This window comes from Martinezella sp. CNPSo 3957 (genome assembly GCF_057784395.1).
Window position 1 is genome coordinate 13125 of sequence record NZ_JBXSOU010000022.1, and the last position, 25874, is coordinate 38998.

General features: G+C 56.9%; 23 protein-coding genes. 9 read left to right on the plus strand and 14 right to left on the minus strand.

Going from position 1 to position 25874, the window contains the following annotated elements; genetic code table 11:
* Positions 1–37 precede the first annotated feature (37 nt).
* From AC13QE_RS30150 to AC13QE_RS30215, 14 genes are all read right to left on the minus strand, one after another.
* Positions 38–1147 (minus strand): Gfo/Idh/MocA family protein, encoded by a 1110-nt coding sequence (locus AC13QE_RS30150; RefSeq protein WP_488486503.1) that lies wholly within the window; start codon positions 1145–1147, stop codon positions 38–40.
* Complete coding sequence (locus AC13QE_RS30155; protein WP_488486504.1) at positions 1144–2244, minus strand: Gfo/Idh/MocA family protein; 1101 nt, start codon at positions 2242–2244, stop codon at positions 1144–1146. The genes AC13QE_RS30150 and AC13QE_RS30155 overlap by 4 nt, the downstream gene beginning before the upstream one ends.
* A 91-nt stretch (positions 2245–2335) precedes the next feature.
* A complete protein-coding gene (locus AC13QE_RS30160) occupies positions 2336–3427 on the minus strand; it encodes a Gfo/Idh/MocA family protein (RefSeq protein WP_488486505.1) in 1092 nt (363 codons plus the stop codon).
* A gap of 10 nt (positions 3428–3437) precedes the next feature.
* Entirely contained in the window at positions 3438–4262 is an 825-nt protein-coding gene (locus AC13QE_RS30165) for a sugar phosphate isomerase/epimerase family protein (protein WP_488486506.1), read from the minus strand.
* Positions 4263–4284: 22 nt separating this feature from the next.
* A complete protein-coding gene (locus tag AC13QE_RS30170) occupies positions 4285–5367 on the minus strand; it encodes an ABC transporter ATP-binding protein (RefSeq protein ID WP_488486507.1) in 1083 nt (360 codons plus the stop codon).
* A gap of 4 nt (positions 5368–5371) precedes the next feature.
* Entirely contained in the window at positions 5372–6268 is an 897-nt protein-coding gene (locus tag AC13QE_RS30175; RefSeq protein WP_488486508.1) for a carbohydrate ABC transporter permease, read from the minus strand.
* The gene (locus AC13QE_RS30180) at positions 6229–7038 is read right to left on the minus strand and encodes a carbohydrate ABC transporter permease (protein ID WP_488486509.1); all 810 of its coding nucleotides are present in this window, start codon (positions 7036–7038) and stop codon (positions 6229–6231) included. The genes AC13QE_RS30175 and AC13QE_RS30180 overlap by 40 nt, the downstream gene beginning before the upstream one ends.
* Before the next feature lie 151 nt (positions 7039–7189).
* Positions 7190–8425 (minus strand): ABC transporter substrate-binding protein, encoded by a 1236-nt coding sequence (locus AC13QE_RS30185; RefSeq protein ID WP_488486510.1) that lies wholly within the window; start codon positions 8423–8425, stop codon positions 7190–7192.
* A 172-nt stretch (positions 8426–8597) separates the two neighbouring features.
* Positions 8598–9608 (minus strand): ABC transporter ATP-binding protein, encoded by a 1011-nt coding sequence (locus AC13QE_RS30190; protein WP_488486511.1) that lies wholly within the window; start codon positions 9606–9608, stop codon positions 8598–8600.
* 49 nt (positions 9609–9657) lie between these two features.
* Positions 9658–10803, minus strand: coding sequence for an extracellular solute-binding protein (locus tag AC13QE_RS30195; protein ID WP_488486512.1), 1146 nt, complete (start codon positions 10801–10803; stop codon positions 9658–9660).
* Positions 10803–12014, minus strand: a complete 1212-nt coding sequence (locus AC13QE_RS30200) for a CaiB/BaiF CoA transferase family protein (protein ID WP_488486513.1) — start codon at positions 12012–12014, stop codon at positions 10803–10805. Before AC13QE_RS30200 ends, AC13QE_RS30195 begins: the two co-directional genes overlap by 1 nt.
* A 132-nt stretch (positions 12015–12146) precedes the next feature.
* Positions 12147–12968, minus strand: a complete 822-nt coding sequence (locus AC13QE_RS30205) for a carbohydrate ABC transporter permease (protein ID WP_488486514.1) — start codon at positions 12966–12968, stop codon at positions 12147–12149.
* A gap of 5 nt (positions 12969–12973) precedes the next feature.
* Positions 12974–13849 carry a carbohydrate ABC transporter permease gene (locus tag AC13QE_RS30210; protein WP_488486515.1) on the minus strand — a complete coding sequence of 292 codons (876 nt, stop codon included), beginning with the start codon at positions 13847–13849 and terminating at the stop codon, positions 12974–12976.
* 99 nt (positions 13850–13948) lie between these two features.
* On the minus strand, positions 13949–15190 hold the full coding sequence (locus AC13QE_RS30215; RefSeq protein WP_488486516.1) for an ABC transporter substrate-binding protein: 1242 nt from the start codon (positions 15188–15190) through the stop codon (positions 13949–13951).
* Between the two features lie 482 nt (positions 15191–15672).
* On the opposite strand from AC13QE_RS30215, the gene AC13QE_RS30220 reads away from it, so the two are divergent.
* From AC13QE_RS30220 to AC13QE_RS30260, 9 genes are all read left to right on the plus strand, one after another.
* Positions 15673–16068: a hypothetical protein gene (locus tag AC13QE_RS30220; protein WP_488486517.1), complete on the plus strand. Its 396-nt coding sequence runs from the start codon at positions 15673–15675 to the stop codon at positions 16066–16068.
* Positions 16069–16087: 19 nt separating this feature from the next.
* Positions 16088–16501: an acyl-CoA thioesterase gene (locus AC13QE_RS30225; protein ID WP_488486518.1), complete on the plus strand. Its 414-nt coding sequence runs from the start codon at positions 16088–16090 to the stop codon at positions 16499–16501.
* A gap of 642 nt (positions 16502–17143) precedes the next feature.
* Positions 17144–18325, plus strand: coding sequence for a beta-ketothiolase BktB (bktB, locus tag AC13QE_RS30230; RefSeq protein WP_488486557.1), 1182 nt, complete (start codon positions 17144–17146; stop codon positions 18323–18325).
* Between the two features lie 348 nt (positions 18326–18673).
* The gene (locus tag AC13QE_RS30235; protein ID WP_488486519.1) at positions 18674–19984 is read left to right on the plus strand and encodes a phenylacetate--CoA ligase family protein; all 1311 of its coding nucleotides are present in this window, start codon (positions 18674–18676) and stop codon (positions 19982–19984) included.
* Between the two features lie 2 nt (positions 19985–19986).
* Entirely contained in the window at positions 19987–20751 is a 765-nt protein-coding gene (locus AC13QE_RS30240) for an enoyl-CoA hydratase/isomerase family protein (RefSeq protein ID WP_488486520.1), read from the plus strand.
* 91 nt (positions 20752–20842) lie between these two features.
* Entirely contained in the window at positions 20843–21937 is a 1095-nt protein-coding gene (locus tag AC13QE_RS30245) for a branched-chain amino acid ABC transporter substrate-binding protein (RefSeq protein ID WP_488486521.1), read from the plus strand.
* Between the two features lie 93 nt (positions 21938–22030).
* A complete protein-coding gene (locus tag AC13QE_RS30250) occupies positions 22031–22945 on the plus strand; it encodes an ABC transporter permease subunit (protein WP_488486522.1) in 915 nt (304 codons plus the stop codon).
* Between the two features lie 4 nt (positions 22946–22949).
* Positions 22950–24242 carry a high-affinity branched-chain amino acid ABC transporter permease LivM gene (gene livM, locus AC13QE_RS30255; RefSeq protein WP_488486523.1) on the plus strand — a complete coding sequence of 431 codons (1293 nt, stop codon included), beginning with the start codon at positions 22950–22952 and terminating at the stop codon, positions 24240–24242.
* Positions 24239–25825 carry an ATP-binding cassette domain-containing protein gene (locus AC13QE_RS30260; RefSeq protein ID WP_488486524.1) on the plus strand — a complete coding sequence of 529 codons (1587 nt, stop codon included), beginning with the start codon at positions 24239–24241 and terminating at the stop codon, positions 25823–25825. Before livM ends, AC13QE_RS30260 begins: the two co-directional genes overlap by 4 nt.
* Positions 25826–25874 lie beyond the last annotated feature (49 nt).

Consider the following 25874-nt stretch of genomic DNA (forward strand, 5'->3'; position numbering starts at 1 on the left):
TCGACAGATGGCTTTGGCAGCGAAACTCAGGATCGCGTTAAAAATGCACAGCTTGTCCGCTTTTCGAGCTTTCGATTGCCGCGAACACCAGTTTGAGTGACGCAAGGTTCTGCCGTGCACTGTTGATCGGGGCACTTCCGTCTTCGATAGAGCGAAGAAGCGCTCCCATCGCTCCGGCGAAGCCGTCGTTGAACCAGCTTCCTTCGAGAGCGGGACTTCCAGCTCCCTTTTCAACAAAAAAGCGTACTGTCTGGTCGGCCAAATCAGGACCAACGCTCCTCACTGTGCCCTTCGTTCCCACGATTGTCGTTATATTCTGGGCGCCGAAGCGAGAGGCGCCGTCAAAGACCAGCGAAGCCTGACCTCCAGGGAATGTGATTGTAGACTGAGCCGCAAGCTTCGATTTGATTTCCTGTCCAGCAGTCGCTGTCCCCGTAGCATACACTGACGTGGCTGTGTCCCCGATGATGCTGGCGACGAAGTCGAACCAATGTATTGCGAAATCTTCGAGGATTATCTGGTCCATCGCCTCGAATGGTGTTCCGGCGATCCAGCTGTGGTCCCACTGCAAGGCAGCATGCACACCGATGATTTCGCCGATCAACCCAGCCCTTGCCACCTCACGCATGTAGGACATGTAAGGGGCCCAGCGACCATTTTGGTTTACGGCGAGAATGACGCCTTTACCCTCCGCTAGCTCCACGAGATTCCTGCCGACTTCGAGGTTCGAGACGAGGGGTTTCTGGGAGAGTATGTGTTTCCCGGCATCGATGGCGCGCCTGATCAGTGACTCACGCGACGAGCCATGAACCGCCAGGTCCAAAACAGGAATAGTTGGATCGTCGAGAAGATCCTGGGGATCGGTCAATGCCCGCGCCGATGGGTAAAATTGATCGCGCCTTGCCTCAGCCCGTTCGATATTCCGGTCGCATATCGCGACAACGTTGAGGCCGTATTTCCGGTAAGCATCCAGATGCGCAAAGCTTATCCCCCCAGCTCCAATAAGGCCGATGGGTATCGAACGGTCGACCGGCATCGGTGGTTCGTAGGCAACGATCGGCGCCTCGATTTCGTCGACCTTCGCCGCCACAAGAGCATAGGAGTCTTCCGATACCAGACCAGCTGGCCGCTGTTCGTTCTCGCTCACGGAAGAAGCTCCAATGTCTTCTGCTCTTTCGCTGATTTGACGGCGGTGTCGATGATACGCTGCGCTGTCCGACACAAGACCGGATCAAGTGGACCGCTGATCGGTTCGTTCGTCTCCTTGCAATGAAGAACGTACTCGACCGGGTTGCGATAAGGGGCAACCTGCACATCTACAGGGATCAAGGTGATTTCGCGCTTCGCGCGTGTTTGAATTCCGACATGCGGCTCGAAATCGTAGCTCGAGATCGTCCCAGCGGTGCCAACGACGACGAACCCACATTTCGGTTGCGGTTGAAGTGTCCATGGGTCTGTGAACGTTCCCCAGCGGGTTTCGAATTTTGACAGCCCGGTCGCGTATCGACAAACGGTAATGGAGTGCTCATCGACCTCTAGGCCCGGATCGGCCGAAATAACAGTCGTGACCGTTTCAGGCGCCCGCCCATTCATGAACCAGGTGCCCAGCGTTGCGCCGTAGCCAAGGTAGTCGAGCAACGAACCGCCACCGGATTCTGCCTTGTACCACCACGAATCCGGCTTTCGCCGCCGCACCTCGTCATCTGAGACTTCGATCTTATCGGCAAGATGGTAAAGTGGCCCTCGGTTCCCATCGTAAAAATGCACTTCGAGCACGTCGCCGATTGTTCCGTCGTCAATTAGGCGTTTGGCAGTGGCGTGCGATGGGTACCATCGAAGCGGCCAGTTGATGGCAAGCCTGGTGCCAGAGCGCGCAACTGCATCGATCATGCGATCCGCATCCTGAAGATTGGCAGCAAACGGTTTTTCGATCAGAATATCGATCTGGTGCCTTGCGACCTGCTCTACTGCTGTCGCATGGTCTGCGGTAGACGGGCACAGGATCACCAGATCAGGTTTGGTGCTTGTCAAACACACATCAACATCCGTGAAGATCTGCTCCGACTGGATGTTGAAGTTTCCAATCGCGTCTCTCATTCTGGCGCTGTCCCGATCGCACAGACCCACGATTTCAGCGTCGGGATGATCGTATGCTGCACGAAGCAGATCGCCCATGTGCATATGGTCAAAGTTGATACCAACAATTCTCCACCGAGCCATTCCAGGTTCTTCCGCGTTCGTCATCTAGATCATCAGGTGCCGTTCGAACCCTCGGCGCCACGCGAGGCCTCAACAGAGGCCAAGATGCGCGCCGAAATTCGAAGCCGTGCTATCGTCAAGTGCCAAGCTTAACGTCGACGGGCTTTCCGTCAGATGCGCATTGATAAATTGCCGACATCACCGCGAAATTGAACGCGAGCCGTGCCTCAGGCAGAATGACGCTGTCCCGACCCTCTATCAGGTCGACAAAGGCCAGCAGTGGTCGGGAATGGACGCTTTCCCAACCGAAGCCGGGAAACTTCTCGACCATTGGCACCAGCTTGCCTTCCACGTCCACATGATGGGTCAGAGTCGGAACATCGTCGTCGAAGGGCGGTGTCCACTGCCAAGTTATACCACCGGCGGAACCATCGACGTTCAGGAGCGACTGTGGGTCTCCGTGGAAACCATTTCCGCGCTCATAGTCGAATGCTACTTTCGCACCCGATGCGAGTTCAAGCGTCATTGCAGCACCGGCATGGGTTTCGATTGAGATCTCGACACCTGCCGGATCAATCGCCGTTTTCGGCGTTGCCAACCACGCCTGATGGATATGAGCCGCAACTGGCCGCAGGACATCGAAGAACATCGTCAGATCATAGACGCCCCAATCGAAGATCGCCCCGCCGCCGCTTTTTTTCTTGTCGAGAAACCAACCGCTCTGGGGCTGGTACTCAACGCCTGGGCGCGATCGGGGGCGCCGGTTGACGAGCCTTGCATGGTAGGGCGAGCCGATGCCGCCGGATAAAAGAATGTCACGGGCCCGGGCGAGCGCCTCATTGCCCAGGAAGCGAACGCTGCAATCTCCGAGCCGTCGACCGGCCGTTGCAGCCGCCGCCAGCAACTCGTTCAATTCCGCTTGAGATCGGGCTACCGGCTTTTCACTCAGGACGTGCCGACCAGAACGGAAGGCGCTTAGCCCTGCGGTGTGGTGCAACCACGGCGGCACGGCCAGAACCACGATATCATGATCTTGCGCTGGCGAGCTTGCCAGCATTGCCTCAGCGTCCTCGTACATGGTCGCATGGGGAAACGCGGCAAGAAAGGTATCGCGTGCTGTGGTAGACGGGTCTGCTGCAAAGAGCTCGACGCCCTCAAGTTTCTTGGCGGCGATAGCGTGCTGATGAGCGATTGCGCCGGCGCCTACAAGGTAGATTCTCCAGGTCATTGCAACGTCCTCAGTTGATTGCGATCGGCGCAAGCAAAGGTTCAAGATAGCGGATGCTGGCGGCATTTGCCTCGACACCCGACATCAGGGCCGGCGTGCCTTCTTCCATGGCGAGCTCAAGTACCATTAGGGCCTTCACGCCATGGCGCACCAAGTGCGCGGCGAGCGCCGGATAGTCGATATCTCCCGCGCCGATGGCCTCGCTCCAAATGCCGTTGATCGACTGCCTGAGGTGGATCAGCCCGATGCGGTTTGCGTAGAGCGATACAACATCATGCAGCGCCAGTTGGCTGTTGTTCGCACCGCGATAGACCCAGTGCGCGTCCAGGCAAAAGCTTACCGCCTGGGGGTCTGTATTGACCATCATGTGGTGAAACTCGCGCGCGCCAGCTTTCATCTCGGGATCGTGGGTATGATAGAGTAGGCGGCTGCCGTCCTTCGCCAATGTTTCGCCGAGTGCGTTGACCGCGCGGGTTTGTGTAGAGATCTGCGCGTCTGATTTCAGAGCTCCGCCGGGCAAGGGATCCGGATTGAAAATTAGTTCACGGACGCCCACGTCCCGCAGAGCGGCCGCAATCTTCAGTGCATTGGCGGTCGCCGCGTCAGCAAGCTCCGGCTCGTGAAACGCACCATGCACATAGGCGGAGCGCATCTCCAAGCCCTTCTGTCTGGCTGTGTCGGCCACTAGCGGAACGTCTTCAGCCTTTCGGAACGAATGTTCCCAACCGGTCAAGCCGGCCATCTTGGCATCTGCCATGGCTTGTCCAAGATCCCAGTCTCGTCCATCGCGACGAGCCAAAAGTGTCCAGCCATATACGTTCGTTGCAAAGAACATCGACATCTCCTTCATGTATTGCTTAAATTCGCCGCGCGCTGGCGGCGTCGAAAATTGAGATTTCTTTGGGGTCAAAGCTTACCGGGACGTTGCCATGGAGCGTGCGTGCAGTTGATGGAGGAACACGCATCACGATGCGTTGCTCGGCAAGCTCGCACCACACAAGGCTGTCGGCTCCCAACGGCTCGATTAGGTGCATGGAGAGCTTCAGCTGACCGCGTCCCCCTGTCTCACCTGGGAACAACTGCTCGGCTCGGATGCCAAGGACAACTTTCGCTCCACGCTCTGGCTGCTGGGCGAACGGATATCCCGTGACGTTGGTGCGGAGCCCATTGTGCTCGATGAAGACTTCTTCGCCGTCGAGAGCGATCTGTCCTTCAATTTGGTTCATTGGCGGAGAGCCAAGGAATTCGGCAACGAAAAGCGTGCTTGGCTTGTTGTAAAGTGCCTCAGGTGAATCGAACTGTTCGATCACTCCACTTCGCATGACAGCAATCCGCGATGCCAGGGTCATCGCCTCGATCTGGTCATGCGTGACGTAGATGAACGTTGCGCCGAGCTTCTCATGCAGAGCCTTGATCTCTACGCGCATCTCCGTTCGCAACTTGGCATCGAGATTCGAAAGCGGCTCATCAAAAAGAAAGAGGTTTGATTTGCGCACCAACGCTCTTCCAATCGCCACGCGCTGACGCTGGCCACCCGAAAGTTGTCCCGGCTTTCGATCGAGCAGCCCTGACAACTGGAGGATTTGAGCGGCCCATTTAACTCTCTCGTCGATTTCCGCGCGGTTGGTGCGTGCAACCTCGAGACCGAACGAGAGATTCTTTCGCACCGTCATGGTTGGGTAAAGGGCATAGGATTGGAACACCATGCCGATATTCCTATCGCTAGGCTCGCGGTTCGTGACCTCTGTTTCATCGAAAAGGATCTGCCCGCCTTGCAGTTCATCCAGTCCGGCTATGGCAGACAGCAATGTCGACTTCCCGCAGCCGGATGGTCCGAGAAGGACGATGAACTCCCCTGATCCAATCGACAGAGAGATGTCGCGCAGGGCATGGTAGTTTCCATAGTAGCGGTCGAGATTTTTAAGCTGAACTTTTGTCATGATGCTATCCCTTGACAGCGCCGGCGGTCACCCCGCGCACGAAGAACCGGCCGGAAAGGAGATAAAGGAGAAGGGGAGGGACCGCCGTGATCAGGGTCGCCGCCATGTTGACGTTGTCCTCGGGAACGCCGATTTGAGTTCCGACCAACGAAGCAAGCGCGACTGTCATCGGAAGATTGTCTCTACCTGCAAAGACGAGACCGAGAAGGTAATCGTTCCAGACGCCTGTGACGGATAGGATCGCGGCGACGATAAAGACGTTGATCGACATTGGCATGATGATGCGGAAGAACGTCTGAAAAAAACCGGCCCCATCAACCCGCGCTGCCTTGACCAACTCGGCGGGCAGAGACACGTAGAAATTCCTGAAGATCAGGATCAGAACCGGCAGCCCGAACAGCACGTGCACGATCACGATGCTCGCCAGGGAATTGTTGATCCCCGAGATGGCGAACATGCGCACAAGCGGAAAGAGCATCACCTGGTAGGGTAGGAAAGCACCCACCAACAGAAAGGCGATTATCTTTCCTTCGTAACGGATGCGCCACTGTGCGAGGGCAAAACCGTTCAATGCGGCGGCAAGTAGCGAAATCGACGTGCTCAATACGAGAATTTTGACCGAATTGAAGAAGCCCGGGCTTATGCCGTTGCATTCCCGACCGATGCATGCTCCAGACCACGCCTTCGTCCAAGCCGCGAAATTCAATCCGTGGGGAAGCGCGAAGATCGAACCGTTGGCAATCTCCTCGGTGGTTTTGAGCGATGTGGTGAAAATCACGAAGAAGGGGATCAGGAAGAACGCCGCCGAAATCACCAGAAATGCATAAAGGCCGAGCTTTCCGGGGGTCAGATGAACTTTCATCATGAGTTGCCTTCCTCCGTTTGAGCACGGGCGCGCCATTTGGATGCGAGCGAGGAACAGCCAAGTAGGATGACGACCGTCAGAAGCATCAGGACGGAAGCGGCGGATGCCCTACCGATATTGGCTCGCTCGAAGAGATGATCGACAACGAATTTCGCCGGGACATCCGTTGAGTAACCTGGGCCTCCGCCTGTCATGGCGACGACCAGGTCGTAGCTCTTGACGACCTGCATGGCGAGCAGCACCAGGCAAGTGACGAACACTGGCGCCAGCATGGGAATGACAACTCGGCGATACATGGTGAATTTGGGAATGCCATCGACCCTGCTGGCACGCCAGATTTCGCCGTCGATCGACTGCAAGCCAGCGAAAATGATTGCCATCATCAATCCCGACGAATGCCAGACTCCGGCGATGACCAGAGTGAAAATCGCCAGTTGCGGGTTGGTGAGAAGATTGAAACGGAAGTCTTCAAATCCCAGGCTGCGCACGAAAAATTCGAGCCCGGTGGTCGGATTGAGCACCCAGTGCCACGCAAGGCCCGTTACAATGAACGAGAGGGCAATGGGATAAAGGAAGACGGTCTGCAGGATATTTTTCCCGCGAATCCCCTGGTCGAGCGCCACAGCGAGCAGGGTGCCGAACAACAGACAGAAAACGATGTAGAGACCACCCAACAAAAACAAGTTTCGGTAGGCCACGGTCCATCTGTTCTGCTTGAAGAGCTCGACATACTGGTAGAGACCCACAAATTTGCCAGTCGGCAAAAGGCCGGATGAGGTGAATGAAATCTGTACTGTCCAAAGCATGCTTCCATAGACCCCCACCGCAGTGAGCAAAATCACAGGAAGCAGAACGAGCTTTGCTACGGTATGTGGGCGGAGCTTCGTACGCGTCATGGAAAACCTATCGCCGGAAGTTGGGAGGAGGCGAGACGAAATTGCTCGCCTCCGGCTTAGATCAGTTTCCCGCGTCCAGAAGCTGCGCATAAGCTTTAGCGGCATCTTCCGGGGTCACGCTCTTGTTGGCCCAAAAATCAGCAAGAAAGTCTTGAAGCTGTCCACGAAGCTCAGTCGGCAAGACGCCTGCGATATAGGGAACGCCCTTTCCACCCTTGATCGCCTCGGCGGCAATCTTGGAACACTCGGAAAGTGAACTCGTGTCAGCGTCTGTCCGTGCCGGGATGGAACCTTTCTGCACAGAGAACGCCGCCTGCACGGCCGGATCCATCATGGAGTCGATGAAGATATTCTGACCTGCTTCGCCATCGGCTGAACTCAGCTTCGGGAATTCGAAGCCGGTTGCACCAATGATCGCGACAGGCTGGCCAGGAGAGAGGGCGCAGCCCCAATCCTTGCCGAAAGCCTTACCGCTTTTGTCGAGCTCTGCGCCCGCCCAACTGCCCATAATCTGTATTGCCGCACGTCCGTTGGCGACAAGATTGAGGGTATCGTTCCAAAGTCGGTTGGGTGCACCGTCGTCGGTGAGCTTCGAGAGGGCTCGGAACGTCTGGAACGCTTTGAGGAGCTTATCGGATTGACGAGCGTCGGCCGTTTGCTTGACGAAAAGGTCGTCGTAGTAGTCGACACCTTCACCGAGAACGACTGAATTGAAAATCAGGATGATCTGCCAACCTTGTTCGCCGACGGCGAGCGGTATGAAGCCAGCTTGCTTGATCTTGTCGGCCTGCGTCAGGAACTCATCCCAGCTCTTCGGGGGCTCGAGACCAACCTTCTGATAGACAGGTTTCGAATACCACATGAAATTCTGAGTCTCGAAAGCGACCGGCAGTGCATAGACGGCGCCACCTTCTCCTCGACCCATGGCCATTGCATAATCAGGCACCGAGGCCAGATAGCCCTTGTCCTTTGCATATGGACCGACATCGCGCATGACACCCTGCGCCCCAAGCTCAGCGGCTTCCGGACCCATGGCTAGGAATGCGACGCCGGGCGGCGTTCCGCCGGCGAGACCAGTCGCCAGCATCGTACGGGCGGCTGACCCGCCGCCTGGAGTAGACATGTCCACCCACTGGCCACCGCGTTTGTTGACGTCATCGGCAAGCACTTTGATTGCCGCAGATTCGGCGCCGGCCGTCAGCCAATGGAGTACTTCAACTTTCGGGGCCGATTGCGCCATCGCGCTTCCTGAAAGCAACAGACCGGCAAGCGTGGACAGGATAGTTGTTCTGATCATCTGGATCCTCCTCCTGGAACCAATCACCTTCGAGCTCCATCCCGGGTGATCGTCGTTGGCGTCCTAGTGTTCCTAAGACGCTGAATGCCTTCCAGTGCTATCCCGACGTCCTGATGGCCTCAATCAAAGGTCACATCAGATTAAATCAATGATGCATTACGTTTCCCATCAATCAGCTGACGGGTTGTAATCTCGATCCTTGCTCGTTAAAGAGATGGACACGTCCCTGCTGGGGCGTGAGGTAAACCCGGTCTCCATGTGAGACGGCGAAGTCGCCGCCAACTCTGGCGGCAAGCGAGCCGATGCCATCGACATTCACGTGGACGAAAGTGTCCGAGCCTAGGTGCTCGGCGACGGTGACTGCGCCTGCCCAAGTCCCTTGCTCGAGCGAAGCGTCAACGTGTTCCGGGCGAACGCCGATGGTGTGGGCACCGTATTTTGCTGCCGTCTGACCAGTGATGAAGTTCATCTTGGGCGACCCTATGAACCCCGCAACGAAGAGGTTGCGCGGGCTGCGGTAGAGTTCCAGCGGCGAACCGACCTGCTCGATATTGCCCTTGTTCAGCACCACGATCTTGTCGGCCATGGTCATGGCCTCCACCTGGTCGTGTGTGACGTAGATCATTGTCGTCTTCAGCTGCTGGTGCAGTTCGCTGATTTCAAGGCGCATGTTGACGCGTAGCGCCGCATCAAGATTGGACAGCGGCTCGTCGAAGAGGAAGGCCGATGGCTGGCGCACGATAGCGCGGCCGATCGCCACGCGCTGGCGCTGGCCACCCGAGAGCTGCCGAGGCTTGCGGTCCAGATAGTCGGTCAGGTTCAGCACACGTGCGGCATCGTTCACCTTGCGGTCGATCTCTGCCTTGTCCATGCCCGCCATCTTCAGCGGGAAGGCGATATTGTTGCGCACGCTCATATGCGGATAGAGCGCGTAGGACTGGAACACCATTGCCAGGCCGCGAGCGGCAGGAGCATTTTCGGTGACATCCTTACCGTCGATGACGATCCTGCCGCCGGAGACATCTTCCAGGCCGGCGATCAATCGCAGCAGCGTGGACTTGCCGCAGCCGGACGGACCGACGAAGACGACGAACTCTCCGCTGTTGATGTCGAGATCGATCGACGGAATGACCGACGCCTCTCCAAATGATTTCGAGACCTTGTCGAGTTTGATGCTGCCCACTGAACCCTCCCAAAATGTGGCGACTGATTTTTGCTGCTGACCGATGACCCTATCGTTCGTCGCCCGGCACTCGGTTTGCCATATAAAGCGCCTGCAGCTTTGCGACTGCCGAAGACGGAGTGTCCCCGTTCTCGAACGATTCCCTCAACTCTATGGTGGCGGCTTCCTGGAACGCGATGTAGCCATTATGACGTGGGCGGACGTAGGCGTTCTCGAGTGTATCGGCGGTGCCGATATAGAAGTTGCCCCAACGGCTGTTGACCCTAGCATCGTGCCATGCCTTTCGGCTTGACGGCTGACCGTCGTGGGCAGGAATGAAACCCGCTTGGGTCTCCTCGCTCAGCAACCATTTCAAATGCGACTTCAGAGGATCGGATACTTGGCAGCGGCCTGTGATCCCGATCCCGGTGCCTCCAAGCACCGAACCGGGTCGGCCACCGACCGCGAGCCGCGGTGCATTGGTAAACGTCAGAGGCTTGCCGTTCTTCGGGGCTGCATAATTTACATAGCCGTAGACCAACGGGCAGAGCACGACATCGTCGTGTTCGGCCATATACTGCAAGATTCCGATAGGGTTCTTGGCGCGGACCGACATTGGGCTGCGCCTTGCTAGTTCCTTGAGCAGGTCGAAAGCCATTGCGCCGATTTCGGCAGATACCAGCTGCTCAGGATCTGCCAACGCCGGTGGCTCTCCCAGTGAAACGCACACCGAAAGAAAGTTCAAAATGGCATGCGGACCAGCCAGGGAGAGTGCGACCTTTCCAGTCTCTGCCGATAACCGCCTGACCTCGTCCCACGTGACCGGTTCTGTTGCGACGATGTCTGGACGGCGAGCCATCACCTGGGTGGCCGCGTCGAGGGGAAGCGCCCAATGCTGGCTCGAAAAGCGATAGCTTGCCAGCGACGGACCGATCGAGTTCTTTCCGAGTTCTGTCACATAATCCGCGCCAAAAACCTTTTCCAAAGATTGAAGGCAGCCAGCTCTTACTGCTTCACCGACGTGGGGATGGTCCATGACAACGAGATCAAATTGGGCGCAAAGCTCGGTGATCGGGTACGACTCAAATCCCTCAAGAGGCTGCTTGTCCCAGACAATCTCCAGACCCGATGCGGCGAGTTCCGGGGTCCGAGATGCCGCAGCCAAGGCGTTATATCCCCGCGGATGATCCCAAGTCAGTGCTTTGATCGTTTGCATCAAAGCGAACCGGCAAGAATTGCGCCCGACTTTTCCAACGCCTCGATCTTATCATCGCTAAAGCCGGCTTCCCGGAGCACGTCGCGGGTGTGCTGGCCAACGACGGGTGCGCCCATACGGACTTCCGATGGTGTCTTGGAAAACTTGAGCGGAAAGCCGGGCGTCTTCACGCGCCCTTCCGTCGGATGGTCATATTCGACAAATGTTTCGTTGTGCTTGATCTGGGCGTCCTCGACCAATTCCGAGTAGCCATAGACGGGACCGCACCAGATGTCCGCGGCCCTGAATAGCGCGAGCCATTCCTCGGAGGTCTTTGCCGTCAGGCGCTCGCGGGTCTTTGCGAAGATTTCGTCGCGGCGGGTCCAGCTGTCGACCTCGTCCTGCATCGTCAGGAAGCTATCCTCCCCGATGATTTCGCCGAATTTCTTGAGCGGCGGGAAAGCGATGATAATGTAGCCGTCCGCCGTCGCGAAGGCGCCGTAGGGAGCGCGTATGAAGACATGCGCATGCGGTTCGGCAGAACGCTTCTGTTCCTTGTGGCCAACCGTAAATACCGACAGTTCCTGCATCTGGAGGGTCGTAATTGCGTCGAGCATATTGGTCTGAACCAGCTGCCCCTCACCGGTACGCTCGCGATGGAGGAGGGCAGCAAGAGTACCTTCGAAGGCGCTGTAGGCGGTTACGGCGTCGACCAGATACTGACCGGCGGCAGTAGGGGCTTCCCCAGCTCGGCCCGTCGACATCATGGCACCGGACAGACCTTGAAGGATCAGATCCTGGCCGGGATTGTTGACGTAGGGGCCGTCCTCGCCGTAGCCGGACATAGAGACGTAGACCAGTCTGGGGTTAATCTTGGAAAGCGTTTCATAGTCGACACCAAGGCGCTTTGCGACACCTGGACGATAGTTCTGCAAGAAGACGTCGGCCGTCTTGACGAGCTCCAGCAACACCTGCTTTCCGTCCTCGCTCTTCAAGTCGATGGCAAGCGAACGCTTGTTGCGGTTCAACGACAGGAACGAAACGTTGATCCTGTTTCCGGTTGCGCCGCCAGCCGAAACGTGGCGCTGCCATTCACCCGTGACGGGCTCGACCTTGACGACGTCGGCCCCGAGATCGCCCAGGCGCTGCGCAGCAAACGGGCCCGCCATTGCGATAGAGCAATCGAGGACCCGGTAACCGGAAAGGATGTTCTTTTTGGCAGGCATGTCCATGGCGTTTTCCTCGTTAGATCGTTCATTTTGGTTTCGCCGGTTCACGGCGAATAATTAGCGTTAACGTTAGCGTTAACATTACAATTCGCATTATGCAAGGCCGATCACCGGTCCCGCTGGTTTTGTTTCCGCTCAGCCTTTCACGCCGCCGGCTGTCATGCCGGAAACAACATAGCGTTGGGCGAAAAGGAAGAAGACAACAGCCGGTATTGTGTACATGAACCCGACCGCCATGACCGTGTCTATGGGCGTGCTGAGTTCCCCGACATAGCTTGCGAGCCCCACTGAGGCGACACGAAGCTGCTCGTCGCTGATGAATGTCTGGGCGAAGAGATATTCGTTCCAGCCATGGAAGAAGGCGATGACGGAAGCCGCCGCGAGCGTGGGAGCGATCAACGGGACGATGATGATGCCAACGATGCGAAGGCGATTCGCACCTTCCATACGGGCCGCTTCCTCGATCTCATAGGGAATGCCGTCGACGGCTCCCTTCAGAATCCATGTGACCACGGGCACGGTGAATGCCGTATTGGCGAGGATAAGTCCGAAAAGCGAGTTCAGCAGGGTAAGATTGGTGAAGATCGAATATAGCGGAACAACCAGCGTAGCTTCCGGCAGCATTTGGGTGATGAAGAGGCCAAGCCCAAAGGCGATTTTGCCCCTGAAACTCAGACGGGAAAGCGCGTAGGCAGGAAGGATTGCAAGCGCGATGCTAAGGGCCGTGGTCCCGAGCGCCACGATCAGACTGTTCTTGAGCCAGAGAAGAAGATTCGTTTCATATAGGGCGTGGAGGTAAACTCCAAAGCGGCTGATCGTCGGGAGCAGGTTCGGACTGTCAGCGAACATCTCGTTCGAGGGCGTCAACGACGTGACGACCATCCAGTAGAGCGGAAACGCGGCAACTCCGAGAAGGGCAAGGATTAGAATGGAGCGGATTGTGTTTGCGGCAGACATTGACCCTACCTCTTTGCTGCGCGCTCAGCGCGAACGCTGAGGGTGAAATAAACGAGGGTGACAGTCAGTGCGACGACAAGACCGATGACGCCCGCAGCGGCGGCCGGGCCGAGCTGAAGATAGACGAATGCACGTCGATAAAGGTCGATTACGAGCGTGTTCGTGCGACCGAGCGGGCCACCTTGGGTCATAAGCCAGATCAGATCGAAGCGTCGAAGCGACCAAACCGTCGTGAACAGGGAAAGCAGGGCGACCGTCGGCCGAATACCCGGCCAGACGACCGCGAGGAAAACGTTCCAGCGGTTTGCGCCGTCCATTGTCGCGGCTTCCCGCAATTCTTTCGGCACGCCTTGCAGGGAAGCGAGGATAACGACCGCAGAAAACGGAAAGATCTGCCATATAGTTGTTACCAGGATCGCTGGAAGCGCAAGGTTCGGGGAGTCCAGCCAATTGCCGAAATCGAGCCCGATGGCACGCAGCCCATGGTTAATGATCCCGTATTGAGCGTTGAACATCCATACGCCAACAAGAGCAACTGCGACGGGTGGGGCGGCCCATGGGATTGTCACGAGCGCACGAACTGCTCCGCGGCCAGCGAAAGGTGCATCCAGCAAAAGGGCGGCGCCGAGGCCCATTGCGAGCGAACCAAACACACATCCGATGGTGTAAATGACCGTTACCCAAAGAGTCTGCCGGAATTCCGGGTCGTAAACGAGTGTGCGGTAATTCTCCAATCCAACGAATTCGGTCTCGCCCGGCGATAGCAGCGAGGACGACGTGAAGCTCAAGAAGAGCTCTTGGATCAGCGGGTACGCCTGGAAAACAAGGAGATAGATCGCCACAGGTGCGATGAAGAACACCGCAAGCCACTGTTGCGGCATCTCGTTCGCCTTGCGCAAGGATATATTTCTCGCTGTTGGCATCACTTTCTCACTTGGAAATGAGGGGCCCTTCCACCAGGGCGGTGAAAGGGCCGGATTTTACTTCTTGATGACCCGTGCGATGACCTGGCGCTGAGCCTCGTCCATGGCCTCTTTCGGATCAACGCCGGCCTGGAGGACCTTGATCACCTGCTCGATGACGATCTGCTGGATTTCCGGGGCTTTGGTCTCAAGGCCAGCCGGGAGGGCGGGAACGCTATATTGTGTCTGGTCGTCGTACACCTTGAGCCACGGCTTTTCCGCGAGTTCTTCCGGCGTTCTTTCGACGACAGTCGCGACGTTCGCAGCGCCAAGAATAGACTGGAGCTCACGCTGGGCGTCAGGCGTCAACATCCATTTGAGGAACTCACCGGCGGCCTCTTTTACCTTGCTGTTGGCGTTAACCGTCACCGGTGCGAGGATCATGCCCTGCGCACGCTCGGGGAAGGGCGAGTGGGCCGCCTCGATCTTGAAATCCTTTGCCTGGGACGACAGAACGGCTGCAATTCCGCCGTTGTCGATTTCCATCGCGACCTTCTTCTCCCAGAACATACGGCGATAGGTAGCCGCGTCAGCACCCTTCGGAGTGGCGGCTGCGTCATAGATGGCCTTGAAGGCCGTCACACCCTTGATGACTTCGGGGCTGTTGATGGTCGGCTCGCCTTTGTCGTTCGACCAGCGGCCGCCGAAGCCGTATACGTAATTGGTAAGATCGTACCACATGCCGCCACGTTCGGCCATCGTCGTGCGGTAGGCATAACCGAAATTGCCGTTCGCGGTAGCAGTCTTCGCAGCCGCCACGAATTCGTCGAACTTCGTCGGCGCTTTGCCGTCCGGCAGAAGAGCCTTGTTGTATATCATGGCGTAGTTACTGATCTCGAACGCCAGGCCATAGCGATGGCCGTCGATCTTCATGTACTTGTCCGGACTTGTGAAATTGTACTTCTCGTTGCCGATCAGATCGTCGATCGGCACGACGCGCTTGGCACCGACAGCGGCATAAAACTCGGGCAGGTCGAAACGGATGATATCCGGACCGGCACCGCCACCCATCTGCGTGAAGATGGTGCTGACGAACGAAGAAAACGGAATGGTGACAGGCTTGACCTCAACAGACTTGCTCTGCTGGTTGAATTTATCAACCCATGCCTTGAGCATGTCGCCGCGGCCGGGTTCGGCGAATGACGCGGCGGCAAAATTAACCACAGCCTTGTCTTGCGCGAGCGCGGGAACTGCGACCTGCAATGCGATGATGGACGCGCCGAGCGCAATCCCGAAAGACCGACGACGGATCTTCAGCATGAATTCCTCCTCCTGAGTGACGCCAGCCGACGAATTAGCTTAGCGTTCACGTTAGCGCTAACGCAAAATTATCCGGATGGCAAGTGACTTCGAAGTTGCCTCTGGCTTCTGAATGGATACAAACCGTCAGAACAAAGTAGGGAGATAATGAACCGCCACGGGTTTAACTTCGGAGAAAGTTGAGTCGCTTTGGTCGGGGAGGTTCAGGTTCTGAAGTTGGGCTCTGCCGGAAAAGGCGCGAGGAAACAGCCGTTCAAATTCTATATCTGACCGCCGCACGGTGTTTGACTGCGCTGGATTGCCGTCGCGCGGCAAGCGATCCGCGGCAAGGCTTACGAGGAAGACTGACCTCTTCTAACTCCGACAACCGATGTTGGCGGCTTCTAACAAAAAATGACTTTGCAAAATCGTAGCTCACTGACTAAACAAATGGTTGACCGTTTAATTGTTTAATCAGGCAACGGCCTACAGGAGCGAGGGATATGAAGGAAGGTCGGCTAAGGGTACGCATCAAGGAGCAGGATGAGGCGCCGGGTACGCTCGTAAAAGGAATGAAGACCCTCGAGCTTTTCTACCATGCTATCAACGAGATTCTGATTAACTCAAGCCGAACCGCTACAAAGTTCGACGCCTCGGACGCCTCGTTCCCCAGCCTCATAAGGTCAGGAGAATACCTCGAAATCACTGCTGTTCTTGTTTGCGATGAAAACGATGTCATGCAATTTGATTGCACCGCCCACAAGATAATTGCTTGGCAGGCGGATCGCGGTGACTTCACTAAACTCGCCGAGCCCGAATTGGCAGCAACGGGATCCGTCTTGGTTCGGGCAGCAACGTCTGAATCGAGAGTAGTATCTGGTTGCTCGAAACCACAATGAAGCAGTCACGAGGTGGATCGTGGAACTCCTAACCAGGACAATGGTGCAGCCATGGCACTGCGACGTAATGGGCCATCTAACCACACGGCACTATATGGCGTTTTTCGATGACGGTGAGAATGTACTTGTAAACCGCGCTACCGGTTGGTCGCTTGCAGAGCCCGAATGGAAAGGCAGGGGCTGGGCGGATGTTCGCCACGAGATAGCCTACCAAGCCGAAGTGCCAGTTGGCGCGATTATCGAAATATTCGGCGCGGTTCAGGAAATCGGTCGAACATCCCTTAAAGGTATACTAGAGATACGTCGAGACGATAAGGCCGTTGCCACGATGCACCTGAAGACCGTGTTCTTTGATTTGGAAGCTCGCAAATCCATTCCACTCACGGATTCTATGAAAGCGCGGCTTTTAAAGAAGATGGACAACGCGTCTTAGGTGATCGAAAGTAGCGGCAGTCTTAAGCGCATTGTCGTCGCGCGGGACGTGATCGGTGTCCTTCTTTCACCTCGGTATTGTTCCCCCTTTAATTTGCTGGCGTTCTAGCCTTTCTAGGGTTACGCTATCACTGGTCCTTTTCTCAGAACGCCCGGAAAAAGCGAAGCGAAGCCCTTCCACAGGGCGCTCAACGGCCGCCCCGACCTGATCTACTTGCCCACGAACAATTCAATATAAACGGTTTTAAACCTTGAGATGGTCTGGCAGCGTTTTGCTGCCGCGAATTTGCATCAGCCTTCGAGCGGATGATCGGAAAAAAAGCGAACACCTGTAAATAACTCTTACGTAAAATTTTTTATCGCATTTGAGACCCGCATCCCGGGAGCAATCTACCTTCCAAGCTTTCTAGAGATTCTAACGAACTGGCACGGAAGATGCACACAAAGAACGGCGGCGTCATTTTTCACTGCCTGTGGCCAGCGATCGCCGCCGATTGTTCGCTTGCTGAAGCTCCCGGGCGATCGTGTTCAAAAGGTCTGGCGCGCAGTGGATTCGGCCTCACAACCGCTCGATTGGATACTGGTTGAGGAGCTTCAAAATTACAATGTGAAGCGGATTTATTGCCGCATTGGAGGAGTATTAATGCAAAGAGAAGTCGTCTTCAGCTCGGCAGTTCGCACAGCCATAGGGACATACGGGCGTTCGTTGAAGGATGTTCCGGCAACCACTCTCGCGGCCACGGTCTTGGAGGCCGCGGTCAATAGAGCCAAAATTGAACCTGAACGTGTCGGACATGTCGTGTTCGGCAACGTCATCCATGGCGAACCGCGGGATGCGTATCTTGCTCGTGTGGCCGCGATCGAAGGCCACCTGCCGCCCCATGTGCCGTGTCTGACACTAAATCGTCTTTGCGGCTCTGGCCTGCAGGCCATTGTTTCTGCCGCGCAATCCATCTTGCTCGGTGATACTGATTGCGCCGTTGCGGGGGGCGCCGAAAGTATGAGCCGGGGAGGCTATCTGCTACCTGCACTCCGAGAAGGCCAACGGCTTGGTGATGCAAAGGCCATCGACATGGTCGTGGGCGTGCTGACCGATCCCTTCGGCAATGGACATATGGGAATAACCGCCGAGAACGTCGCCAGAGAACGCGACATTGATCGCGAAGCGCAAGACCGATTTGCCGTTGAAAGCCACTTGCGTGCGGCCGCGGCCATCGCAGCTGGCCGATTTCACTCGCAGATCATTCCGGTGGAGATTAAGGGTCGTAAGGAAACCGTCGTCTTTGATCAGGACGAGCATGTTCGTGCGGACGCATCCATTGAAAACATGGCTACGCTGCGACCAGCCTTCACGAAGGATGGCAGCGTAACAGCTGGCAATGCGTCCGGGTTAAATGATGGCGCAGCTGCGTTGGTGCTCATGGACCGAAACGTAGCGCACGCTGAAGGTTACCCAATCCTGGGACGTCTGATCTCCTATGCCCATTCCGGTATTGAGCCCTCGGTGATGGGACTTGGCCCGGTTGAAGCATCGCGCAAAGCCCTTGCGCGCGCCGGCATCACCGTAAGCGATCTCGCTGTAATTGAATCGAACGAAGCCTTCGCAGCGCAAGCCTGCGCTGTGGCGAATGAATTGGACTTTCCAACAGAAATCACAAATCCAAACGGCGGTGCAATCGCACTCGGCCATCCGATTGGAGCGACCGGCGCCATTCTGACCGTGAAAGCGCTATTTGAACTCCAGCGCGTCGGTGGCGGATACGGTCTCATTACTATGTGCATTGGGGGAGGCCAGGGAATAGCGATGGTGGTGAAGGCGGAATAAGCACGGCAACGCAAGCTGCCCTACCAAAACACTCGATAACCCGAGGCCGGAGGTCCCAAACACTCCGGCCTCGGGTTATCTCATTTGCAGGCCTAGGACTCATGCCTGCTGCTGTGCGGATCGCTCATTCGACCCAACGACAGTATAATGTTCTTACGTATGTAAAGATATTTTACGTTCAAATATTAATCAGTGATCATTTTTTGTACGGCGATCGCCGGCGTTAACATGCTGTAATCGCAGCTTTTTATCGACCTCCATTCACTTGGCACGAATGCTGCAATCACTTTAAGAACGGCGCGGTCTTAAGCGCCTTTCATGGGTCCAATACAAGCGATAGGAAGCGTCATGGCCGATGCAATGTTGCATCCAGATTTCGAGACGAAATCGCCGACAGAAGTTAGACAGCTGCAAGATCGACTATGGGAACGGCAATGGCCCTATGTGCGTGAATCGGCTTTCTATTTGGAAAAATTCGGCGCGCTGAAAACCAAGGACATCAAGCTTGATGCCCTCGCCGACCTGCCCTTCACGGAGAAGGACGATCTCCGCCGGAGCCAGGAGGCTCTGTACCCCTTCGGCAACTACATAGGCTGCCGTGAGGACCAAGTTGTTCGGTTGCACCGGACGTCTGGAACCACCGGTCGACCACTACATCTGGCCAACAGCCAAAACGATGTCAATCTGATCGCAAAAATTGGGGGCCGTGGACTGTTTGCGGCAGGCCTGCGCCCAGGGGATCGCGTCGTTCACTGCCTCAACTACTGCATGTGGACCGGCGGACTTACGGATCACATGGCGCTCGAGGCGGCGGGTGCCTGCGTCATCCCGTTCGGCGTCGGCAACACAGTAAAACTCGCCGAAACGATTATTGACCTTGGAGTCAATGTCATTTCCTGCACGCCATCCTATCCGTCATTGCTCGAAAAAATTCTCCGAGAAACCACCGACCGCCAACCCCGCGACCTCGGTCTTCGCCTGGGTCTCTTCGGCGGCGAAGCGGGGTTGGACAATGCCGAGTTTCGCGAAGCGATGGAGAGCACGTGGGGCTTCGGCGTCCGCAATGCGAACTACGGCATGTCGGAGATTCTCAGTCTCTTCGCAAGTCAATGTGAACGGACCAACGATCTCCATTTCCACGGCTCAGACGCGATTTTCGTCGAGATCCTCGACGCCAATGAAAACAGCCTGCCGATCCGCGAAGGGACGACTGGCGAACTCGTTTGCACCCATCTCGCCAAGGAATGCCAACCACTGGTCCGTTACCGCACGCGCGATGTGATCACCGTCACTGGGACCGGGCCGTGCGCTTGCGGTCGAACGGCATGGCGGTTTCGAGTCACCGGCCGGACCGACGACATGTTCAATGTGCGCGGCATCAACGTCTTTCCGACGGCAGTCCAGAAAGCGATCCTCAGCCGGCCGGACCTTAGCTCGGGTCAATTCAGGATCGCCCTCAAAGGACCTGGTCCGTACGATCGCATCGAGGTCAGAGCCGAGGCGGCGCGCGACCTTGCACCCGACCAATGGGACGCCGCTGCGAAAGCGCTTGCCAAAGCCATCCAAGAGACGGCCGGCGCTACCGCGTCGGTCACAATCGTTCCTCTCGATCACTTACCACGCACCGAAGGCAAAACGAGCTGGATAGAAAGGGTCTGACCATGAGCTATACCTTATACGAGCGGCGCAACGAGATCGGCCTCGTAACACTCAACAGGCCGGACAGGCTCAACGCCATCAGCACTGACCTGCTAAAGGCTTTCTCGTCCGCGTTGAAACAGGCGAGTGCGGACCCCGACACTTCAGTGATCGTGCTCACAGGCGCCGGACGCGCATTTTGCTCGGGCGACGATCTCAAGGAAGTCGATCACGACAGTCAGACGCCTGAATCCGTTACCAAGCACATTGCCTCCATTCAGGAGATAACCCACCTGATGCTCGGCTGCGACAAGCCGATCGTCGGTGCAATTCACGGCTACGCGGTTGGGGGCGGTTTCGAGTGGCTTCTGAACTGCGATATCGTGGTCGCCTCAGAGCAGCTCACGGCGTTTTTCCCCGAATTCGACTGGGGATACTACGTTACAGGCGGCGTTACCCATCTTCTCCCCCAGACCATCGGTTATCAGCGCGCCATGGAGCTGATGCTGCTCGGCGAGCGCCAGTCAGCAGCCGATTTGAAGGCCTTGGGCCTGGTCAATTTCGTCGTTGCCCAAGACGCGATGGAAGCCAAGGCCTTCGAGATCGCCGAAAAGATCGCCTCGAAAGCCCGGTTCTCGGTCGCACGACTGAAGCGAATGCTGAACATGGACCTGGGCGGACAACTTTGGCGCGCCGTCGAGCTCGAACAGGAAGCAACAATCGAATGCTTCCTGCGCCCCGAGGTGACCGCGCGCGTCGAGCGATTCACAACGAGAAAGCGGGACTGAACCCGTCAATCGACCTGCTGCGGTGGGCGGGTCAACTGGTGTGTTGGAATACCGGAACGAACCTCAAAGAGTGGAACAAGGAGAATATGCAATGTTGAAAAGATTTGCGCTGTCTGCCGCGATGCTCGCGTTGGTCGCAAGCACAGCACAGGCTGATATCATCCTCGGCGTCGCTGGCCCGGTTACCGGACAGTATGCGTCCTTCTACGAGCAGATGAAGCGCGGCGCGGAGGCTGCTGTGAAGGCGATTAACGACGCTGGCGGCGTCAACGGCGAGAAAATCGTCTTGCAGGCGGAAGACGACGCCTGCGACCCGAAACAGGCTGTCGCGGTCGCCAATAAACTGGCTGCACAGAATGTTGCCGCCGTTATCGGACACCTCTGCACAAGCTCGTCGATCCCTGCCTCGGAAGTGTACGCAGAGTCGGCCATTCCGATCATCAGCGCTGCATCCACCGGACCGCTCTTCACGGATCGCGGCTTGCCGAATGTGTTCCGAACCTGCGGTCGCGATGACCAGCAGGCAACGGTTGCCGCTGACGCAATAATTGCTCGCAAACTCGGCACCAAGATCGCCATCATTCATGACAAGTCGACCTATGGCCAAGGCTTAGCTGAAGGCGTCAGAACCAACCTGAATGCGAAGGGTGTCACCGAAGTTGTTTTCGACACGGTAACGCAGGGCGATAAGGATTTCTCCACCCTCATCTCCAAGCTGAAGCAGGCCAACGTCGATCTCGTCTTTTTCGGCGGCTATTTTGCCGAGGGAGGACTCTTCGTCCGCCAGGCACGAGAGCAAGGGCTTAAGGCCACATTCATGGGTGGCGACGGTATCGCCAGCACGGAGTTTGCGAAGATCGCCGGTCCCGCTGCCGATGGCTTTCTCATGACATTCTATCCCGATCCTCGCGAAAATCCCGGCGCGAATGCCATCGTCAAAACCTTCCGCGATGGCGGCTATGAGCCGGAGGGCTACACGCTCTATACTTACGCGGCGGTTCAGGCCTATGCGCAGGCTGCGAAACTGGCAGGATCGTTCGACGGGACCGCTGTCTCTGAAGCTCTCCATAAGGGTAAATTCGAATCTGTCCTCGGGCCGATCTCCTTCGACAAAAAGGGAGATCCGAGCACCGAACCCTTCATCCTCTACGCTTGGAAAGACGGCAAGTACGCGCCGTTGAAGTAATCCAAGGTAAAGCAGCGCTGCCGGACGGTCCAAGAGGCCGCCCGGCTCACTGACATATTCTAGCGCCGAGAATACTCGGCCGGAGGGGGTTGCATGGCGTATTTTCTTCAACAGACGATCAACGGTCTGACGCTCGGATGCATTTATGGCCTGGTCGCACTGGGCTATACGATGGTTTATGGCATCGTCGGCATGATCAATTTCGCGCACGGCGAAATCTACATGATCGGCGCCTTTATTTCGCTGATCATGTTCACATTGCTCGGTATCCTCGGGATCACCTGGGCGCCTCTGGCAATTCTGCTGGTGCTCATCCTTGCCGTCATTTTCACCGCAGCCTACGGCTGGGCGGTTGAACGGATCGCCTATCGCCCGCTCAGGGGCTCGTTCCGTCTGGCGCCATTGATTTCAGCCATTGGCATGTCGATCTTCCTGCAGAACTACGTCCAACTGCTTCAAGGTGCGCGCTTGAGAACGATGCCGTCTCAGATCACCGGTGGCGTACCGCTTCTCGAGCAGGACGGTTTTGTCGTTCAGGTGAGCTACATGCAGATCGCGATCGTCGTTCTGACCACCTGCCTGATGTTGGCTTTGCACTACATCATCAATCGCACCAAGCTTGGACGGTCGCAACGTGCATGTGAGCAGGATCGGCAAATGTCTGGAATGCTCGGGATTCCGGTCGATAAGACGATTTCGCTCACATTCGTCATTGGAGCGGGACTTGCGGCCGCAGCCGGTCTGATGGTGACCCTCTATTATGGATCGATCGATTTCTTCATCGGCTTTCTGGCCGGAGTGAAGGCATTCACGGCCGCGGTGCTCGGCGGTATCGGTTCGATCCCCGGCGCAATGCTCGGCGGGATTCTGATAGGCCTGGTCGAAGCCTATTGGGGTGGCTACGTGTCCGGAGCCTACAAGGACGTTGCCGTTTTTGCCGTGCTCATCCTCATCCTGACCGTCATGCCGACCGGCCTGCTTGGCCGCGCCGATATTCAGAAGGTCTGAGACGATGCAGATCAATTCAGTGCGCGCCTCAAGCGCTTTGCGCCAAGCGGTATTTGCTGCCTTTGTGGCAGCCGTACTCGCATTTCCGCTTGTCGGCTTCAAGCTGGAGGATTTCGGAAGTCAAAGCGGTCTCGCCTATCGACCAATCACAGTCTTGGTTGCGGTTGGGGCGGTTTTCGTCGGACGTTTCCTCTTCCTCATGGCTATCAATCCAAGCCGCGCACCACGTCCCCGATGGTGGAGCCTTCCCACACTGAAATCGTGGCAAGTCTCCCTCCTTCTGGGATTGTTCCTGGCGCTGGCCGCGGTCTTTCCGTTTCTACCGATCTCGACACGCTACACCCTTGACCTTGCAACCACGTTCCTCATCTACGTCATGCTCGGTTGGGGCCTCAACATCGTTGTCGGGCTTGCCGGTCTTCTCGATCTTGGCTACGTCGCTTTCTATGCAGCCGGAGCTTATACGCTGGCACTGCTGTCGACATATTACGGCTTTGGCTTCTGGGAGGCGCTCCCTATCTCTGGCGCTGTCGCGGCGCTGCTGGGCATATTGCTCGGGTTCCCGGTTCTTCGCCTGCGCGGGGACTATCTCGCCATTGTCACGCTCGGCTTTGGCGAAATCATCAGGATCATTCTGATCAACTGGACGGACGTCACCGGCGGGCCAAACGGAATCGCCGGCATCCCAAGACCGAGCTTCTTCGGTATTTCGTTCCTCCCTTCGTCCGCCGATGGCTCGCCGACCTTCTCCAATGTGTTCGATATTCCGTTTTCGCCGCTTCAGAGAATCGCCTGGCTCTACTACGTCATCCTCGCATTGGCTGTCGTCACATTGCTTTTCACCCAGCGGCTGAGACGTCTGCCGATAGGGCGCGCATGGGAGGCACTTCGCGAAGACGAGATAGCCTGTCAGGCCCTTGGTCTCAATCCCACCATAGTCAAGCTTTCTGCGTTCTCTCTCGGCGCGATGCTCGGTGGCTTGGCAGGCTGTTTCTTCGCTGCCCGGCAGGGATTTATCAGCCCGGAAAGTTTCACGTTCACCGAAAGCGCCGTGATCCTGGCGATTGTCGTCCTCGGTGGGATGGGGAGCCAGGTCGGCGTTGTCATTGCTGCAGCGGTGCTTGTCTGCCTGCCGGAACTGGGAAGAAATTTCGCCGAATACCGTATGCTCCTGTTCGGACTGGCGATGGTCGCCATCATGGTCTGGCGTCCTCGCGGGCTCCTTTCCGGTCGACGGCCATCCGTCGTAGTCGATATACAGGGACGTCCAGCGGCGGCGGTGGAGGCAAACGTATGATAGTCAATGAATCCGCACGCGGACGATTGTCCGTCAAGAACATGACGATGCGTTTCGGCGGCATTGTCGCGGTCAATAATCTCGATTTCGTTGCCGAGAGTGGCGAAATCACCGCCATTATCGGTCCCAATGGCGCTGGAAAAACGACCGCCTTCAATTGCCTCACAGGCTTTTACAAGCCGACCTCGGGTGAAGTCTCGATAGCCTATGATGGGACGTCGGCGCGCGTAGACCAGATGCCCGGGCACCAGATTGCGTCACAGGCGAAGATCGCAAGGACGTTCCAGAATATCCGGCTGTTCGCCGGGATGACTGCTCTTGAAAACCTGCTGGTTGCCCAGCATCGAGCCATGAGCGGTTCCGGCCTGCTCCAGCTTGCCGGACTGGTCGGGCTCCCCAGTTATCGAAAAGCCGAGAAGGCAGCCATCGATGTCGCGATGCACTGGCTTGAGCGCATGAACCTGGCGGAGCGGGCGAACGACGAAGCTGGAACGCTGCCCTATGGGCTGCAAAGGCGGCTGGAAATCGCGCGCGCAATGTGCCTCGATCCACGCTTTCTGTGTCTCGACGAGCCGGCCGCGGGCCTCAACCCTCGCGAATCCGCATCGCTCGGCGAACTGCTAAGGGAGCTTGCCAGCGAGCTTGGACTGGGTGTTTTGCTCATCGAGCATGACATGAGTGTCGTCATGAACGTTTCGGACAGGATCGTGGTCCTTGAACATGGAACCAAGATCGCGGAAGGTACGCCGGCCGAAATTCGCACGGACGCCAAGGTGATCAAGGCCTATCTCGGCGAGAGCGACGAGGCGCCCAAGTCAACACGACAAGGCCCATCGCAAGACGATAGCGCCAAGCAGAGCATATCTCTTGACCTGCGCGGCGTTCGGGCCGGCTATGGTGCGGTCGAAGTGCTTCATGGTATCAACATGACCGTGCGAAAAGGAGAAATCGTTACTTTGCTGGGCGCCAACGGGGCCGGCAAATCGACATTACTGCGCACGCTTTTCGCCGCTCCGGCTGCCAGGGAAGGTGCCATCACCTTCGAGGGCCGCGAGATTACAAAGCTCGCGGCTCATGAGATTGCGCGGCTGGGCGTTGCGCATTCTCCTGAAGGACGGCGCATCATGCCGCAAATGACGGTCTTCGAGAATCTGCAGCTCGGGGCAACGGTCGCCGACGAGCAGTACTTCGAGGAAGATCTGGAATCTGTCTATGGTCTTTTTCCAAAACTCAAGGATCGTTCACGCCAGAAGGCGGGTACGCTGTCAGGCGGTGAACAACAGATGCTCGCGATCGGACGGGCACTCATGCAAAGACCAAGCCTGCTTCTTCTGGATGAGCCCTCTTTGGGTCTCGCGCCGATCATCATACGCCAGATCTTCCAGGCGATTGTCGAAATCAACGATCGGCGCGGGATTACGGTGTTGCTTGTCGAGCAGAACGCTGCCCAGGCACTATCGATTGCGGACCGCGGTTATGTCTTGCAAACTGGCCGCATCGTTCACCAAGGCGACGCCAAAGTACTTGCCGACATGCCGGAAATCCGAGGAGCCTACCTCGAAGGCATGGCCTCTAGCTTGTGAGCCGGTCCTGCGCACTTGACTTCCTATCCCTACGTCTCACTCTGGCGAT